The organism is Paenibacillus sp. SAFN-054 (genome assembly GCF_051966755.1).
Taxonomy (GTDB): Bacteria; Bacillota; Bacilli; order Paenibacillales; family Paenibacillaceae; genus Paenibacillus_AQ.
In genome coordinates, this window is sequence record NZ_JBQCKS010000006.1 from 187,833 (window position 1) to 204,547 (window position 16,715).

General features: G+C 53.6%; 14 protein-coding genes. 3 read left to right on the forward strand and 11 right to left on the reverse strand.

The window, feature by feature from the left end:
- Positions 1-85: 85 nt before the first annotated feature.
- Positions 86-1,810, reverse strand: coding sequence for an outer membrane protein assembly factor BamB family protein (locus ACTHPM_RS23865; RefSeq protein WP_440397442.1), 1,725 nt, complete (start codon positions 1,808-1,810; stop codon positions 86-88).
- A 241-nt stretch (positions 1,811-2,051) separates the two neighbouring features.
- On the reverse strand, positions 2,052-2,936 hold the full coding sequence (locus tag ACTHPM_RS23870; RefSeq protein WP_440397597.1) for an SDR family oxidoreductase: 885 nt from the start codon (positions 2,934-2,936) through the stop codon (positions 2,052-2,054).
- Positions 2,937-3,534: 598 nt separating this feature from the next.
- Here ACTHPM_RS23870 and ACTHPM_RS23875 point away from each other — a divergent pair.
- Positions 3,535-4,173 carry a TetR/AcrR family transcriptional regulator gene (locus ACTHPM_RS23875; RefSeq protein WP_440397441.1) on the forward strand — a complete coding sequence of 213 codons (639 nt, stop codon included), beginning with the start codon at positions 3,535-3,537 and terminating at the stop codon, positions 4,171-4,173.
- A 154-nt stretch (positions 4,174-4,327) separates the two neighbouring features.
- Here ACTHPM_RS23875 and ACTHPM_RS23880 read toward each other — a convergent pair whose 3' ends face one another.
- The 4 genes from ACTHPM_RS23880 to ACTHPM_RS23895 form a co-directional block, all read right to left on the reverse strand.
- The gene (locus ACTHPM_RS23880) at positions 4,328-5,161 is read right to left on the reverse strand and encodes a carbohydrate ABC transporter permease (protein ID WP_440397440.1); all 834 of its coding nucleotides are present in this window, start codon (positions 5,159-5,161) and stop codon (positions 4,328-4,330) included.
- A 3-nt stretch (positions 5,162-5,164) separates the two neighbouring features.
- Positions 5,165-6,115 carry a carbohydrate ABC transporter permease gene (locus tag ACTHPM_RS23885; protein ID WP_440397439.1) on the reverse strand — a complete coding sequence of 317 codons (951 nt, stop codon included), beginning with the start codon at positions 6,113-6,115 and terminating at the stop codon, positions 5,165-5,167.
- A 78-nt stretch (positions 6,116-6,193) separates the two neighbouring features.
- Positions 6,194-7,504 (reverse strand): ABC transporter substrate-binding protein, encoded by a 1,311-nt coding sequence (locus ACTHPM_RS23890; RefSeq protein ID WP_440397596.1) that lies wholly within the window; start codon positions 7,502-7,504, stop codon positions 6,194-6,196.
- A gap of 139 nt (positions 7,505-7,643) precedes the next feature.
- A complete protein-coding gene (locus ACTHPM_RS23895) occupies positions 7,644-8,570 on the reverse strand; it encodes an AraC family transcriptional regulator (protein ID WP_440397438.1) in 927 nt (308 codons plus the stop codon).
- 156 nt (positions 8,571-8,726) lie between these two features.
- Between ACTHPM_RS23895 and ACTHPM_RS23900 the strand changes: the two genes are divergently transcribed.
- The gene (locus ACTHPM_RS23900) at positions 8,727-9,923 is read left to right on the forward strand and encodes an acyltransferase family protein (RefSeq protein ID WP_440397437.1); all 1,197 of its coding nucleotides are present in this window, start codon (positions 8,727-8,729) and stop codon (positions 9,921-9,923) included.
- 543 nt (positions 9,924-10,466) lie between these two features.
- On the opposite strand, the gene ACTHPM_RS23905 is transcribed toward ACTHPM_RS23900, so the two are convergent.
- The 3 genes from ACTHPM_RS23905 to ACTHPM_RS23915 form a co-directional block, all read right to left on the reverse strand.
- A complete protein-coding gene (locus ACTHPM_RS23905) occupies positions 10,467-11,312 on the reverse strand; it encodes a hypothetical protein (protein WP_440397436.1) in 846 nt (281 codons plus the stop codon).
- Positions 11,309-12,388 (reverse strand): Gfo/Idh/MocA family protein, encoded by a 1,080-nt coding sequence (locus ACTHPM_RS23910; protein ID WP_440397435.1) that lies wholly within the window; start codon positions 12,386-12,388, stop codon positions 11,309-11,311. The genes ACTHPM_RS23905 and ACTHPM_RS23910 overlap by 4 nt, the downstream gene beginning before the upstream one ends.
- A gap of 820 nt (positions 12,389-13,208) precedes the next feature.
- Positions 13,209-14,060, reverse strand: coding sequence for a helix-turn-helix transcriptional regulator (locus ACTHPM_RS23915; protein WP_440397434.1), 852 nt, complete (start codon positions 14,058-14,060; stop codon positions 13,209-13,211).
- Between the two features lie 147 nt (positions 14,061-14,207).
- On the opposite strand from ACTHPM_RS23915, the gene ACTHPM_RS23920 reads away from it, so the two are divergent.
- Positions 14,208-15,587, forward strand: coding sequence for an MFS transporter (locus ACTHPM_RS23920; protein ID WP_440397433.1), 1,380 nt, complete (start codon positions 14,208-14,210; stop codon positions 15,585-15,587).
- Between the two features lie 19 nt (positions 15,588-15,606).
- On the opposite strand, the gene ACTHPM_RS23925 is transcribed toward ACTHPM_RS23920, so the two are convergent.
- Entirely contained in the window at positions 15,607-15,783 is a 177-nt protein-coding gene (locus ACTHPM_RS23925) for a hypothetical protein (protein WP_440421703.1), read from the reverse strand.
- A 93-nt stretch (positions 15,784-15,876) separates the two neighbouring features.
- Entirely contained in the window at positions 15,877-16,713 is an 837-nt protein-coding gene (locus tag ACTHPM_RS23930; protein ID WP_440397432.1) for a GNAT family N-acetyltransferase, read from the reverse strand.
- Positions 16,714-16,715: the final 2 nt, after the last annotated feature.

The following is a 16,715-nucleotide window of genomic DNA, read 5'->3' on the forward strand; positions in this document are numbered from 1 at the left end:
GCCGTTCTTCAAATGAACCAGTGAAACCCTGTCCTTTTTCAAAGGAACAGGGTTTCTCTCATCTAGGAGAATTTTACATTACTTCCTATTTCACCGCCGCTGCCCCTTTGGTAACTTCCACCGTGCGCGTAGCGCCATTCCATTTCACGGAAACGCCCAGCAGATCGCCAAAGTCCTTGATCGGCACGTAAAGTGACCCGCTCAGCGTCGCAGGCGAATATGTTAGAGCGACTTGCTTCCCGTCTATGAGAGCGAAGGGAGAACCGTCGGCAATCGAGAAAACATGCGCTCCGTAAGTCACGGTCGTCCGCTTCGTCTGCCCATCGTAATTGACCTTGGCTACAAGCGCTTCCGTCAGTGACCGGAAAGGGATGAACATCCGGTTGTCCGTCGTCATCACACCCGTCCCGGCCGGCAGCGCGAGCGCCTTCCCATCCAGCGTAACTTTGGCATCTGACTTGATGAAGGCGCCCACGCTACTACCCGCAGCAGCAGGCTTTGCCAATTCCGCAGGCAGCGGGTACGCCTGCAGCTCACCTTCCGCCTGAACGAGGAGCATGGCGCTCTCTACCTGGAATGCTCCGTAACTGCGTGCCGCCGTCTGTGCACGAAATAAGGCTTGGCCCGTCGCGACGTTCAGCGCATATACCCTACCATCCGTCTGCCCGACGAACAGACCGGATTCGATCATATCGACACGGCTGGCCGGGTTATCGAGGCCATTATAATAAACCTGTGTGCGATCAACGATTTTGCGGGCATGTATTCCGCGGTTATCGTCATTCAGAAAGAACAGCTTACCGTTGTAAGGACCGGCGATGAACTCTCTTCGTTCCTCAATGATTTCCGGCTTTACAACAGCGGGATCGGCATCGTAATTGAACCGGAAGACGCCCTTGCCTGCCACGGCAACATAGACGTCGTTGCCGTCCATCACTACTTTGGACGGGGGATAGACCGGACTGCCGTCAGCCGTCATGGCAACGAACTTCTTGCTTGCCGTGATCTTGCCAGTCTTCACATCCACCTCGTCAATGTTCGCAGAAGTCTCTACATAATCGACATTCGGCCACTGGTCCTGGAAGTATAGCTTATCCCCTTCCGATTGGAGAAGACCCGAATGGTCGCCAGGCAGCCGCCACAGCGTCTTGCCCGTGGCGGGGTCGATCGCGTAAGTCGTATAGACGGTAATCGCTCCCGATTCCACGGCCCCAGCAAGCAGCGTTCCTCCGACGCGCTGAGGCAGGGACTTGACGTCCTGATTCCGCCATTTCTCCTTGCCTGTGGCAAGATCAACCGAAATGAGCGAACCACCATCGAAGACGTACAAGGTTCCGCCATCCACAGATATCGACGGTGCCTGGCCTGACGGAGCACGGTAGATGCGCGCGCCTTGGCCGGTTGACGCATCGACCCGATAGACCGAGCCGTCTTTGGCGCCGACGTACAGCTTCGTTCCGTCCGTACGAGCCAAGGCAGCATTGCCAAGCCCTGTCCCGAAAGACCAGAGCGTCTTCCCGGTAGCGGCCGCCTTCGCGGTCAGTTTGCCGCCAGCGATATAATAAACGCGCTCCTGACCCGTGGTGACCGCAGAAGGATTGGAGGCGGACGATTCCCTCGGCGCGTCGAGCGCCGCTGTCCATGCGGGCTTGACGAGTGGTACCGGATTCTTCAAAACAGATTCCGAGCCCGGGCTTGAATAACCTGCATTCGGACCGGATGTTGCAGCCCACGCGGACGGGGCTGTAGAGACGCTCCCAAGCGTTCCGGCGAGCAGCAGCCCGGCCGCCGCCATTGTCCATTTTCTCATGATCGGGTTCCTCCCAGTTTTTAACGAAATTTTCCCTACCTTTTATGGACGCTGCCAGCTACAGCAAAGTTACAATCTTGAACTTTCGGCCCTTTGCACAGCAAAAGAGGCTGATTGGAATTCCAATCAGCCTCTTTATACGGAGAATACCCACCCATCTCTTATTCCATGAACCAAATGAGTCTAAAACTTATTGGCTCAGAGCCATTCGAAAAACTCTTTGTTCATCCATTTCATCAATTTAACGGTTGAAATAATGCCCCTGTTCCAGATCTGCGATCAATCCAAGGTTTACCGGTTGCCATCCCAGGCGTTCCTGAGTCAGCGCGCTCGATGCCAGATTGTCGGTCGACGCGGCGAAGGCGAGCCACCCGAAGTAAGCCTCTGCCTCTTCAGCTGGAATGCTGCGCACCGGCAAGTTCAGGTGACGGCCGATGACCTCAGCAATCTGCCGGAAGGGCACGCCCTCCTCACCGACCCCGTGATACACGCCGCCTGCGACCCCTTTCTCCAGCGCCAGTCTGAACAGGCTCGCTGCATCAAGCTGGTGAACCGCCGGCCAGTGGTTGAGTCCTTCATCCACGTATGCAGCAAAGCCTTTTTCACGCGCGATGCCAATCAGGGCCGGAACAAAGCCCTGCTCGCCGGGACCATGCACGGTCGGTGACAAGCGGACGACCGAAGCTTTCACCCCGCGCTGAACCAGCGCGAGTGCAGCCTCCTCGGAGCGCCGCGGCGTAGGCTGGTTCGACGCCTCTTCTTCCGTCACGAGCCGCCCGGGCTCAAGCATTAATGTTCCCGAGGTAGCCACGAGCGGCTTTCCGGTGCCTTCAAGTGCTGCCCCGATCGCCTCGATCGCCCGGCTGTCCGCCTCGGCGGCTGCCGCGAAGTCCGAGAAATCGTGTTTGAAGGCTAGATGAATCACGCCATCCGCTGCGTCGGCACCTTCCTGCAGGCTGTTAAGGTCGTCCAATGAACCGCGGTGCACCTCGGCCCCAGCGGCCGTCAGCGACTGGGCAGATCTATCCGAGCGAGCAAGCCCAACGACCTGATGCCCCGCGGCAATCAGTTCGCGAACAACGGCCGAACCGACGAACCCGGTTGCGCCTGTTACAAAGACGCGCATATTTTTTGCATTTTCCATTGTTGCCATATGAATTCACTCTCTTTCCCCGGTTTATTGATTAGTAACTCAGATAGTTAGCCAACAGATACTTAGATGTACGGTTACGGACTCAAAAGGAACGAAGCGCGTCACGCCAGCATTTACGAACAAGGCGTCGATCGTTCCAAACTCAGCCTTCACCCGTTCGGCAAAAGGCGTCAATATCACTCAACGAGGAGGCGTCACTTACGACAGCGACTGCAATGTTCCCCAATTGTTGTAGAGCCGAATCGAGCGTGGACTGAGTTCAGCCGGTGATCAATACACGTGCTCCTTCATCCGCCAGCATCTTCGCTGTCTCCAGGCCGAAACCGCTGCTGCCTCCGTAATGACGACCCGCTTGCCTTCGTATTTCCCTTTTTCCACCGTATTCATCTTACTTTCCTCCCTCGGCTTTAAAAGCTCATTTATTTTTGCAAGACCGATTATAACCCGATAAATTAATAAAGTAAACTAAATTAATAAAAATAGTTAATTTATTATTTTTAGTAAAAACGGTTTGTGAACACAGCGAATTCGTTATAATATGTGGTATAAGCACTAAAGGAGGCTTCATTTCGTGAGAAAAGCCGTAAGCGCCGATCACTACATCGAGAGAATAAAACCGGTCATCCGAAAAAACAAATTCAGCCAGCTCAAAATAGACGAGATCGCCAAATATATGGATATCAGCAAAGTGACGCTGTATAAGCATTTCTCATCAAAAGATGACATCATTCAGCAGGTTGTAGAGTATGAGATGAACTACTTGCAGCAGGCCGATGCCGTGGTGAGCGACGAATCCGTCTCTTACATCGAGCGTTTTAAGCAAACATTCCTGCAAACCCTGATCTGCGTCGTTTTCATATCCGATTTGTTCCTGGAGGACCTCAAGGAATTCTATCCGCAGCTGTTTGAAAGACTGGCCATTGCCCAGCAGAATCGGAATAAAAATCTGGAAAGCTTCTTTGAAGCCGGGATGGATCAGGGAATATTTAACCGGATGAATGCAGTCCTATCTTTGGTTCAAGACGATGCTATGCTGCGGCGGATCATGGAACCGACGTTTAGCATCCAGTGGTATGACCTCACCTTGAAACAAGCCGTTATGGAGTTTTACCGAATGAAAAAGTATCAAATGATTCGGCCTGAGCACTGGAATAAAGTTGACGATTCCCGTATTGAAGATCAGGTCGTGAGCATTTTGCAAACCATATAATCATCCTGTTCATTGTTCCAGTTCAAGCATCATTAAGATAAAGTTTGAAGCATTGCCTGATCCATGTACGCCAAAGACCCTGCTGGCACTTTACGCGCCGGCAGGGTCTTTTTTAGTTATCAGAAAGAATAAAATTTGAAGCCGAGTCAAATCCTCATTTGAACCCCGTAAACGCCGACCCCGACTGCATAAAATACTTTTGCCCGAAGAAATACAGGAAAATCATCGGGATTGCCATGATCGTCGACGCGGCCATCAGCTTCTCCCACTGGGCCCCGTGATCCTGCTGGAAGCCCTGCAGCCCGAGCGTCAGCGTCCATTTGGCGGCATCGTTCAAGTAGATGAGCGGTCCCATGAAGTCCGTATAGGCACCCACGAAGGTGAACAAGGCAACGGTCGCCAGCGCAGGCTTCAAGGTCGGCAGGATAATCTGCGAGTAGATGCGGAATTCGGAGGCCCCGTCCATCTTAGCGGCTTCGGACAGCTCTCTCGGAATGCCGAGCAGAAACTGCCTGAGCAGGAAAATGTAGAACGGCGCGCCGAAAAAGGCACCGATCGTCAGCGGCAGGATGGTGTTGACCCAGCCCAGCTTGGCGAAAATGATGTACTGCGGAATCAGCTGCACCTGCGACGGCAGGATCATGGTTGCCAGGATGATCGCAAAAATAATTTTGCTCCCCGCCCATGGAATCCGGGAGATCGAGTAAGCCACAAGCGGTGACGCCAACAATTGCCCGACGATGCAGACTGCGCAGATGAGGAAGGTGTTCAGCATGTAGCGCCAGAACGGCACCGCCTCGAACGCGGCCTTGTAATTCGACCATTGAAATGCATCCGGCAGGATGCGAGGAGGCAGCTCGAAGATCTCATTCGACGACTTGAGCGAAGTAAACACGAGCCAGACGAACGGGAACAGAAAGAAGAAAGCGAACAGAATCAGCATCGTATGCGGAAAAATTTTTGTGCGAAGCAGCTTGGCAGCGCTCATCCGCTATTCACCTCCGTAGTAGACCCAGCGTTTGGATGTTTTGAGAACCAGGAGCGTAATCAGCATCACGATCACGAACAAGATCCAGGCCAGCGCCGAGGCGTAGCCCATTTTCAGATTGATGAAGGCTTCCTGGTACAAATTGACGGCATAGAACAACAACGACTGCCCCGGTCCGCCGAGAGAGCCCCCGTTTGACTTGCCGCCCGCCAGAATGTAGGATTCCGTGAAAATCTGAAAGGCTCCGATGAGCCCCATGATCAGCTGGAACAGAATGATCGGCGACAGCGCCGGCACCGTGATTTTCCAAAACCGGTACCACCAGTTGGCCCCATCCACCTGCGCCGCTTCGTAGTAGGTTTGCGGAACGCCCTGCAGGGCAGCGAGAAAGATGAGTGCACCCGCACCGGAGCCCCACAGCCCCATCAGAATCAGAGATGGCTTGGTGAACTGGGGATCCAGCAGCCAAGCCGGATCGGGAAGATGCGCCCACCGCAGGAAAATGTTGACCAGACCGAAGTCCGGATTCAGCATCCAGGTCCAGAGCAGGGCGCTTGCCACGCCGGGAATTACCGCGGGAAGATAAAATATGGTGCGGTAATAGTTGATGCCTTTCACTTTGAAGTTCAGCAGCAGGGCGATCAGCAAGGAGCTGAACAGCGTAATCGGGACGGATATGAACGCCATGAACAGCGTATTGCTGATCGATTTATAAAAGCTGTGGTCTTTCATAATGGCCTTGTAATTGTCCATCCCCACCCATCTCGGGGGATTGAACAGATCGTATTCCGTCAGGCTGAAATAAAGGGAACTGAAGAAAGGATACACGGTAAAGATCAGGAAGCCGATGATCCACGGGGAAGCGAAGAGCAGCCCCAGTCCGAAATAATGCCATTCCTTTCTCGTCCAGCCCTTTCTGCGTTTGGGCGCCGCTGCGGATACCGTTTCTATCATCTGCACGTCCTCCTCGTGATCGTGGAATGCCGGACCAAGGTCCATGAACGGTCCTTAGCCCGGATGTGATGAACCCGCTTATTTGACGAGAGGCTGGATTTTGTCTTTCACCCTTTTCAAGCCTTCTTCCATGCTGATATCCCCGCGCAGGATCACGTTATATTGGTTCGAGAATTCCGTCATGTACTCCGTCGAGAAGGAAGTAGCCGGGAAGGAGTGCAGGTTCGGACTCGAGGAATATTGCAAAAACTCCTGGAAGCCGGGCACCTCCTTATAGATTTCATGCGTCTGCAGCGAGGTCCGGGTCGGCAGGTTGCCAATGGCCGCGGTGAACTCCGCCATCTGCTCCGGCTCGGTCATCCACTTCAGGAACTGCCATGATTCGTCCGGATGCTTCACGCCTTTTGGAATGTAAAAGACGCTGGTCGTGACGTTGCCCGGATTTTTCAGGCCAGCGTCGCTCTCGTCATATGGTATCGGCGCAATGCCGTACTTCAGGTTCGGAGCGTACTGCTTGATGAACGTCGGAAGCCATTCGCCGTCGATCGTCATCGCGTATTTGCCCGTGAAGAACGGGTTCTGCGGCGACATGTACTGTCCGAGTCCAGACGCGAACCGGTCCAGCTCCTTCGATCCGAATTGGTCCCAGATGCCTTTGCCGAATTCCAAGGCTTTCTTGACCCCGGCATCATCCGGCGTGACCTGCTTCTTGTCGGCATCGTAATACGACCCGCCATAGGCATAGCTGAACGTATAGGCATCGACGCCCGGCCAGAGGCCCAGCTGCTGCAGCTTGCCGCCATCCTCCTTGACGCTCAGCTTCGCGATGTATTCCTTCAGCTGGCTCATCGTCTCCGGCGGCCCGCTAAAGCCTGCCTTCTCCAGCAGCTCCTTGTTATAGAACAGCATCGAGACATGCATCGCAACCGGAAGAGCGTACGTTTTGCCGCTGGCTTGGGAAGAGCTCAGCGCGGCAGGCACGAAATCGTTCAAGTCGACGTTGTCCTTCTTGATGTAGTCGTCCAGCGGCATCATCGCTCCGCGTTCGCCCCACGGCACGACGTCCTGGCCGAAGTTGGACGCGATGTCCGGCGGGTTGCCCCCGGTAATCGCCGTCAACTGTTTCTGGTAATCGCTCTGGGACAGTCCTTTCACCTGAATGTCCGGGTTCGCGTCGTTCCATTTCTTGATCAGTTTCTCGAGGGCTTCCGCCTCCATGCCGGTCCAGCCGTACCAGAAGCTCAGCTGCACCTTTTCTTTCGGGGCGTCGCTGCCCTTCGCTTCACCGGCTTCCTTGCCGGAACTTGGCGCATCCTTACCGCCGCAGCCCGCAAGCACGACCGCCAGCAGGAAAACCATTACAAGCCCCCATGTACTCCCTTTTCGCATCATGTCTCTTCCCTCCTTAATCTTGGGGCGGCAGCGCCGCGCAATAGCGCGCTTGCCGCCGTCAACTACACACATGGTATCATGTAAGCGTTTTAGTTAATTTCACTATTGTCTCTACTAATTGGATTATCGTTAAAATTTAAAACGACTTGCCTGTCACCTGCTTGCGGAACTGATTCGGGGAAATGCCCGTGTACTTTTTGAAAATCCGGCAGAAATACGCCAGCTCATTGAACCCCGTCGCGTAGCATACGTCCGTGATGGACAATGAAGGGCGCTGCAGCAGCACGAGCGCATTCGAGATGCGTAAATCGACGAGATAGCGGTTGAAGGTCTTGCCCGTCCACTCTTTGAACAGCCTGCAGATCGTCGGCTTGGACATGTTGGAGATGGCGCAGATATGCTCCAGCTTGATGTCCTCATGCGCGTTCCGTTCGATGTATTCGACGACTTTGTTCATCGTATCGCGGTATCGTTCGATTTTCTGGAATCCGGCCTTCACCAGCTCCCCGTTCACCTGGCGGATCAGGATCGACAGCAGCTGCAACAGGCTTGCCTTCAGCACGATTTCAAAAAAAGGCGTCCGCTCCTCGTATTCTCCGAGCATGTCCTGGAGCAAGCTGCGAATCCTGCCGTCCGTGACGACGTCGAAAGCGATCTGCGAATGCGGCGTGCAATCCGACTGCGAGAAATGCTTCAAATAATTCGCGTCGAAGAACCTCCGCTCACCCGAAGGATCGCCGAAGCGCTCGTTAATGAAGGACGGCATGAATTCGCAGCCGAGGATCTCCACTTCTTCCTCAAAAGCCTGCACGCGATGCAGCGTAAAGGGAGGAACGAGAAACAAATCGCCTTTGCGGATGCGGTACTGCCGGTTGCCGAGCGTGTGCACGAATTCGCCTTTGGATACGTACCAGATCTGATAATAGTCATGGAAATGGGTGGACAAGCTGACGAGGGCGTCCATCCGGTACATTTTGCAATGCAAATCTTCCAGCATCTCCAGCTTGGAGTTGAAATAAATGACTCCGGCGCGGGTCAATCGATCGATATCGAGCTTCTTCATTGTCGCGTGACTCCTCTCTGCTTACCCTTTGGAATAACGATCTCATTCGCTTGTGCGTCCCGATTCGGGCTGTGGCAATTCGATACGTAAGTACAATCTTTCCCTTCCCGGATCACCTAGAATGAACTCAAAAATCGAGGGAGGACTGCACCTGGTATGAAGACGAAAATCGCTTATTTGGATGGTTTCAGAGGACTGGCGGCCTGCGTGGTCGTGGTCTCCCACTTTTTTCAGGTGTTCGCGCCGTCGGTCTTCGAGGGAAAGCCGGAGATCGCCCACTTTCCCTTTGAAGGCTTCGCCGCGCGCACGCCGCTGAACCTGATGTTCAACGGCAACTTCTCGGTGTGCGTATTTTTCGTATTGAGCGGATATGTGCTCAGCTGGCGCTATTTTCGCACGAAGGACAAGATGCATATTTACGCCTCCGCGCTGCGCAGGTTCTTCCGGCTCGCCATTCCGGCCACGCTGTCAGTCTGCCTCGCTTTTGCGGCCATGCGCCTGGGCTTAGGATTCTTCGATAACATCCGCCAGGCGACCCAATCGTCGATGCCCGATCCGTTCACAGCCAGCCCCCGCTTTCTCGTCATGGTCCAGGAAGCTCTGTACCACACCTTCTTCACTTATGGGTCCGCTTACAATCCCGTGTTATGGACGATGACTTATGAGCTGCTGGGCTCCTTCCTCATCTTCGGGTTCCTGCTGACCCTTGGCCGATCGAAGCTGCGGATTCTCGGTTATGCCGTTCTCGCGGTACTGCTCGCGGATTCCTACTATCTCGGATTCGTGCTCGGCATGGTACTCAGCGACCTGTCGTACAGCGGCCGTGACCGGCTGGCGGCCTTTCTTCCGCCTTGGACGGTTCCCCTGCTTCTCGGCGCCGGGCTGTATCTCGGATCATTCCCCTACGTCGGTACCGGGAATACGATCTACTCCATACTGGTATGGAGGGGCTCGTCCACCTTCTCACTCTTCGTGTTCTACCATACGCTGGGCGCATGTCTAACCTTAACGGCACTCCTCATCTCGCCCCGGCTCAAGTCGCTGTTCGGCAGGCGTCCCTTCCTCTACCTCGGCCGCATATCCTTTTCGCTATACCTGGTCCATTTCACGATCATCTGCTCTCTGGGCTCCTATCTGTTCTATCAATTCCACCTCCTGTTCCCTTACGGCCTAAGCACAGTCCTCACCGTTATCCTAACAACTCCTTTCATTTTTGCAGTAGCTCATTTTTTCAATCGGTTCGTCGACGCTCCCACGCTCGCGGTGCTCGGACCGTGGAGCAGGCGGGTTTTGGATCGGTTCGTTCGGGATAAGCGTGGCGGTGTGCCGGTGGAGAAATCGAAGGGAGTGTAGGGCAAAGACTGCTGGCGTAAATGAGACGAAAGAATCTTAAAGCTTTACTATGTGCAAGGCAGCCGCTGCGGGTACGGATCGTTCTTCCGATCGCTGTTGTCTCCAAGTTTTCTTGATGATGTTTTCAAAGGTAAAAACTTGTAGACAAAGGCGAACGCTACCGCTTCTTCAGATCGATTCCGTCCCCTCCGCTGCTTTTGTGTTTTATCAGGTACTTTTGTGTTGGACATTCATTATTTAGGTTTCGCTTGCAAATCTTTGTGGTCGCACTCCCTTTTATGTCCATGGGCAAGCCGGACCATAACAAAAAAATCTCCACAGACTCGTTTCAGCGCCGCCATGCGCTATCAACGAGTCTCAGGAGATTGCAAATCGAGCTGCGTAACAGCTTAAGCACTATCAGAAGAGGCTCGATAATAGCCTCCAAAGCGCTTCTTCTGCCAAGTCAGCCGGCTGGTGATCGACTGCCGACCTATATTCAAATGCAACACAAAGCAGCCATTTTCCGTTCTCCGAAAATGGCTGCTTTTTCTGTTCTTAAGCTTACTGGCTCTGCGGCAGGTCGATCCAGTGATACGGCTGCTTGGCGGCCATAAGCCCGTTTTCGATGATCGACATGATCGCGATCGTCTCGGCTGGCGGTACGCTTGCGCGGCCCGTTTCGAAGAACGTCACCAGGTCCCGGATGAAGCTCCGGAAATAATCCGATGCCGGCTGCACGACGCGGCAGGTGCCCGAATCGTAGTTGACGGCCATCATGAACGGGCAGCCGGCACCCGGCTGCTGGATCGTGGCCTGGCGGCCGCCCGCGAACTCGATCAGCAGGGACGGCGCGGCCTCCGTGCCGACGAACATGACGCGCTTCGCGTCCGTGCCCATAAGCGCGACGATCGGCTCGATCTGATGGATCGAGTAGTTCTCGAACGAGCCCGGTCCGAGGCTCGTGATCACTTGAATCCCTGCGCGCTCGACGTCCCCGTATTCATCGGCATAACGCAGCGCCGACGAGGAATACAGCGGCGTTTCATGCTCTGCAGCCCGCTCGAACAGGCGCAGCGCCGCCGCCCGGTCAGGTGCGAACGTCTTGTCGATGTACGTCGGCTTCCCCGAAGCGAGCGGCAGCTTAGCCAGCGCCTCATGCTGCTCGGGGTTGTCGGGCGAGAGCACGATTAGGTAGTCGCTTTGGGCGATGACCTCTTCAATCGTGTCGCACCAGGACACGCCGTGCTTCGTGCACCACTCCCGGTTAGTCAGCCCACGGTCCGCGTCCTTGATCGCATGTGCAAAAGCAACCTCCATCGCCCCGCCCGAGGCTTCTCTGATCCATCCGGGGTATTGATTGGCATGCCATTCGTCGAGGTAGTAGTCGATGAAGCCGATTCTTTTCATGCCTTCGTTCCCGCTTCCACCAGGGATACCTCGCGGCCTTCGCCCGAGGATTGATAGATCGCCTCGATCATTTGCGCGGTCAGGATCACGGTATCGATGTGCGACGGCAGCTTTTCACCCGAATGGATGCCTGCGATGAACCCGTCGATCTCCTCCTGGAACGCGTTGGTCTTCGGATAGCTTGGCGTGCTTTCGATCAATGCGCCGTGCTTTGCTGAATAGAGCGTAAATTCCTTGCCGTATTGGAGACGGATACCCGCCTTGTCCCCAAGGAAATCGATGTACGTTTCTTCTACGCCGATGTTTTGCGCCCATGCGCCGTTGACCGAAATCGACGGACCCTCGGTCCGGATCATGGCCGTCACGAAGTCGTCGACGTCGTAGCTGCCATCGTAATTCGGCGGCCCGGCCCACATGCTCAGGTAGGCGTAATTCCGGAGGTCCTGGCCCAGCTTGGAGTACGCTTGCCCCGACACCGTCCTCGGCCGCGGATCGCCCGTACAGTACATCACGATATCGAGGTAATGCACGCCCCAGTCGATGAGCGTCCCGCCGCCGGCGACCGCTTTGGTCGTGAAATCTCCGCCGAGTCCGGGAATGGAGCGATGCGCGCGGAAGCTCACCACGACGTGGTACAACTCGCCGAGCTCGCCGCTTTCGATCATCTGCTTGATAATGTTGACGCCTTTATTGAAGCGGTTGACGACGCCAATGTTTAGCGTCATGCCGGTCTCATGCTGCACACGCTGCATTTCCAGCGCCTCCTTGTACGTCCGGGCCGCCGGCTTTTCGCAGAGCACATGCTTGCCCGCCCGCATACAATCGATTGCGATTGAGGCATGGACGTTATTCGGTGTACAGATCGACACCGCCACCACGTCCGGGTCCTCCAGCACCGTATGATAATCCTCCACCGCCATGCCGCAGCCGTACTCCTCTACCGCCTTTTCGGCCCGCTCCTTGCGAATGTCGCAGAAATACTTGATCTCGGCATCCTCGTTCGCCATGTACGCTGGGATATGTGCATTGTTAGCAATCGTTCCGCAGCCGATAACGGCTACAATCGTTTTAGCCATAGTCTCTTCCCTCCGATGGTTTGCACCCGGACAGGCAGCTCCGGATGGCAATAAGTATTTTGGATAACCGGCGTTGTCGTCGGAATCATCATGCCCTTGCCTTTTCAGCCGGCGGCATTCAATCGTCCAACTTGACGGCCAGCTTACCGATAGAATACCATGTAAGCGGTTTATTTGTTGTCAATATCGTATGTAAAAATAGGATTATCGTATTTTTCGGAGGTGCTTATTACCGCCGTCTGCATCAACAGAATGAACAAGCCGGCAGGGGCTTGGTAAAAAGTATGCGGAGAGACGGTTGGGTATGCGAATGCAGGCCTGGAATTTAAGCAATCGAGAGTCGTGTGTATGGGGGAGGAAAGGATATACGGGGCCATCCTTTTGAGTGACACAAGCAAGCTGCCAGCATGGATGGCATTGTGACCGATCTTGGAGAGGAGAGAAGCACGAAAGACATTGATCGTTACATGGATTGCGGTGATGCAGCGTCTGCCTGAGCAGTAAGGGGCGGATATTAAACAGGAAGTGCAAGGTCTGATTGAAAATATGCTGGAGGAACGCGCATCAGCTGACCAAGTATCCATGAGGATGTCAAAAGCGTGCTGCCTTCAGCCTTGACCTCCGAATGAGCGGCCGCGAAGTATCGCGGGTACCGGGACTTGATCGTTCACCTGTTGATCGATGCTTACGTGACTTACGCTAAAAATGTTGTTGGTCCCGATTGTCATAGGACTAACTGCTGCTTTCCTCATGGATACATTCCTTTCAGATTCGATAAAGCGAAGCCCGGTTACAGGCTATTTCGCTTCTCTGGTGAATTTCAAGGCAGGTTATGTTCTTCTGACAGAAGCTTCTTGGCTCTCGTGATGGTTTCGTCGTTAGCAGGAATATTGACCGTCACCGTAAGATGGGGTGCATCCGATACCGAAAAAGAAATTTGATCAAATACAAGCAAGCCTGCCGTCGGATGATAATTGATTTTTTTCCCTTCAGGGCCATTCACGACATCATGCCGGGACCACCATGTCCTGAATTCTTCACTTGCAAGACTTAATTCCTGGATAAGCTCCATCCACCAAGGATCACCGGCGAACTTCCCGTAGTTGGCGCGAAAGTGCGCTAAGCGGTGCCGGGCATGAGTCTCCCAAGTTTCCTGAAGCACCTGGCGGACATACGGAGAGGTAAACGTCCGCCAGACCGTGTTGCGCTCGCGCGCGGACATCCTCCCATAATCCCCGTAAATTAAGGATGCTACAGGGTTCCACGCAACGATATTCAGCCGCTGGTCAGTCACATAAGCGGGACTTGCCCCCTGTTGATCAAGGAAGCTTTGCAAGGTTGGGCTGACTTCGCTCGTGTCCGGCAGCATGTCGGCAGGCAATTGCTGTAACGCCAAATGAAATAAATGTTTGCGCTCGCTCCAATCAAGCTGAAGAGCCTGCGCAATACTTTCCAATACCTGAGCGGATACCTGAATGTTGCGCGATTGTTCCAACCACGTATACCAATCTACGCTAATGCCCGATAGCTGAGCCACTTCCGAGCGGCGAAGCCCGGGCGTACGTCGCCGACCTGCATTCGGCAAGCCGGCCTGCTCAGGTGTAATGCGGTCGCGCCGCGTTTTTAAAAACTGCCCTAGCTCGCGTAAACGTTCATTCTCTGTATGTTCCATTAGCTCGCACCTACTCTCAGCACAGGGGTAATGTATAGGACTAATACTCCTATGATAAACCGTCATCTAGTTCTAGTATATGTTTCTAATATACACTCTCAATGAAGCAAATGGAAAAACGTTCAGAAATGAAAGGGGAGTCTATACTTGGAAAACACACTACGAGCCCATTCTCACAATAGCGGGAAGCTAGCGCAAGCGCTGCTGCTTCTCGGAATTTCGCTCGGATACTTTATGGTTCTATTAGATACGACTGTTGTTAGCGTCGCACTCCCTGCTATTCATGCCGACCTTGGCGGAGGTATTACCGGGCTTCAATGGATTGTTAATGCCTACACCATCGTATTCGCAGGTCTGCTGTTATCCATGGGGACGATCGCCGATAAGCTCGGAGCCAAACGAATCTATATCATTGGTCTGGCTCTCTTCTTCGCGGCATCAGGCTTCTCAGCCATGGCTCAGTCTCTAGGTGCCCTTATCGTACTTCGCGCGTTGCTCGGAGTGGGAGGCGCTGCTCTGTTGCCGGCCTCGCTTACTCTCATCGCACATGTTTTTCCCGAACCAGCTATGCGTGCCCGCGCTCTTGGGATCTGGGGAGCGGTTACTGGGGTTGCGCTCGCCGCAGGGCCTGTCATAGGTGGACTTCTAGTTGACTCGCTTGGATGGCGCAGCATTTTCCTTCTTAATTTACCGCTGGCTGTCATCAGTTTAATCCTCACTTCGCGGTACACCACCGAAACCACTCGTCAACCGCAGCTACGGCTTGACCTAGCGGGGCAAGTCCCAGCGGTTTCCTTCATCGTCGTTTTGTCCTTTGCCCTTATGGAGGGAGGAGCCTATGGATGGAGTTCACCCCTTATTCTGGTGGCATTAGGTATAGCGCTGGCATGCATCATCTTATTCTTGATCGTGGAAGCAACAAGCAAAGCCCCCCTGCTTCCGTTACGGCTATTTAAGAAACCTACCCTATCCGCAGGAATACTTGCCGGGATGCTGGTTAACATTGGCCTCTCGGGGATTTTGTTCATGATGCCTCTCTTTTTCCAACAAATTCGCGGATTGTCAGCCCATTCCGCAGGATTAGCACTTCTTCCGATGATGATCCCCATGGCCATTAATCCCATTTTCACCGGCCGGATCGTGGGTCGTACCGGACCAAGAATACCCATGACGGCCGGATTTCTCCTGGGTGCCATGGGGATGCTGATGCTAATCGGTAAAGACGGGAATACGGATTACACGTTGACCATGATCGGCTTATTTTTGTTAGGCATAGGAATATCCTTTACGATTCCGGCGTTAATGGCGGCTGTTATTTCTTCGGTTCCCACCGATCAAGTTGGCGCTATCTCTGGAGCGCTGAACTCAAGCAGGCAGCTTGGAGCGACGCTCGGCGTTGCCATCCTGGGTGCCATTCTGAGCAGCAGCGGAACCCTGCTTACCGGAATGAATGCGGCGCTGATTGTGACAGCTTCCATTTTTGTGGGCGGAAGTTTACTTTCGTTCCTATTTATTCGTCGGAGATGACGAAGACCGTTCGTTTCTCTTACTCCAAGAACAGGTGCATCATCTTACAAAAAAAGATTACAGAACGCAAACAAGACACTTCATTTTTATGAAAATGAGGTGTCTTGTTTGTAGCTTCTGCCTCGCCAATCCGCGCTTTCAGAAGAAAAACGCCGCTAAGCTCAGCTGTGATGTAGAGCGGTTCGATGCGGCTCATCACAAGCGGTGTCGAACAATCCATCCATCCTCCGCTCTTTCCAACAGCGTATCCGCATTATTTTGATAAATGATGTCCTTGATATCTTCATTGTCATTCGTTGGAAACCGCCGGGTTCATCCATCTATAGTAATCTTGGGAATGCACGGTTTTAAATCCAACCGATTCATACAAACCTAGAGCGTGGTCGTTTTTCGTCTCGACTTCTAAGTGTACCGAATATCCCGCCAAGCTTTGTTCTTTAATGACTCGGCGCAGCACTTTCCGGCCTATTCCCCTGCCCTGATATTCTGGCAAAATGGCAAATCCATAGATCCACGCTTGCCCCTCTTCCCGGCTCACTCGAATGTTCCCTACCGTACCTTCGCTCACGTCAATCATCAACATTTCCGTGTGATCCGGGGTGACCTTGCTCTCTATAGCTCTGGCGTCCTCTTCGCTCAACCCGAACGCCGCAACGGATAACCGTACGCGCATGTCGTAATCCTCTAATGTGGCGTGCCTCAAAAGAATATCATTCGTATCTTCAAGGGATCGTTGCTGCCACTTCATTTGATGCTCTGTGAAGGCATACTCAGCACCTATTTTGCTCAAAAAAGCTTTTGCCGCATCGGATCCCGCAGGCGCGTTCAACAAAACCTTCCGGTATCCGTCTCGCTCTACTCTTTTCATTCCTTGTTGGAACAACCGGTGAAAATGCCCTTGTCGCCTTGCACCTGGTTTGACCATCCCGCACACTTCGACGGTCGAACCAAAAGCATACAAACCTAGAAACGCTACAAGTTCGCCATCTTCATAATGAAGAAAATCCAGGTGGTCAGATTCGCGCGCTCTAAGCATTTCCCAGTTAAGCTTCAGTTGGATGTGATCATGAATTTCACACTCTTTTTGCAATTTTTCAATATTTTTTAATGTTTGTGTCGTTAACATGT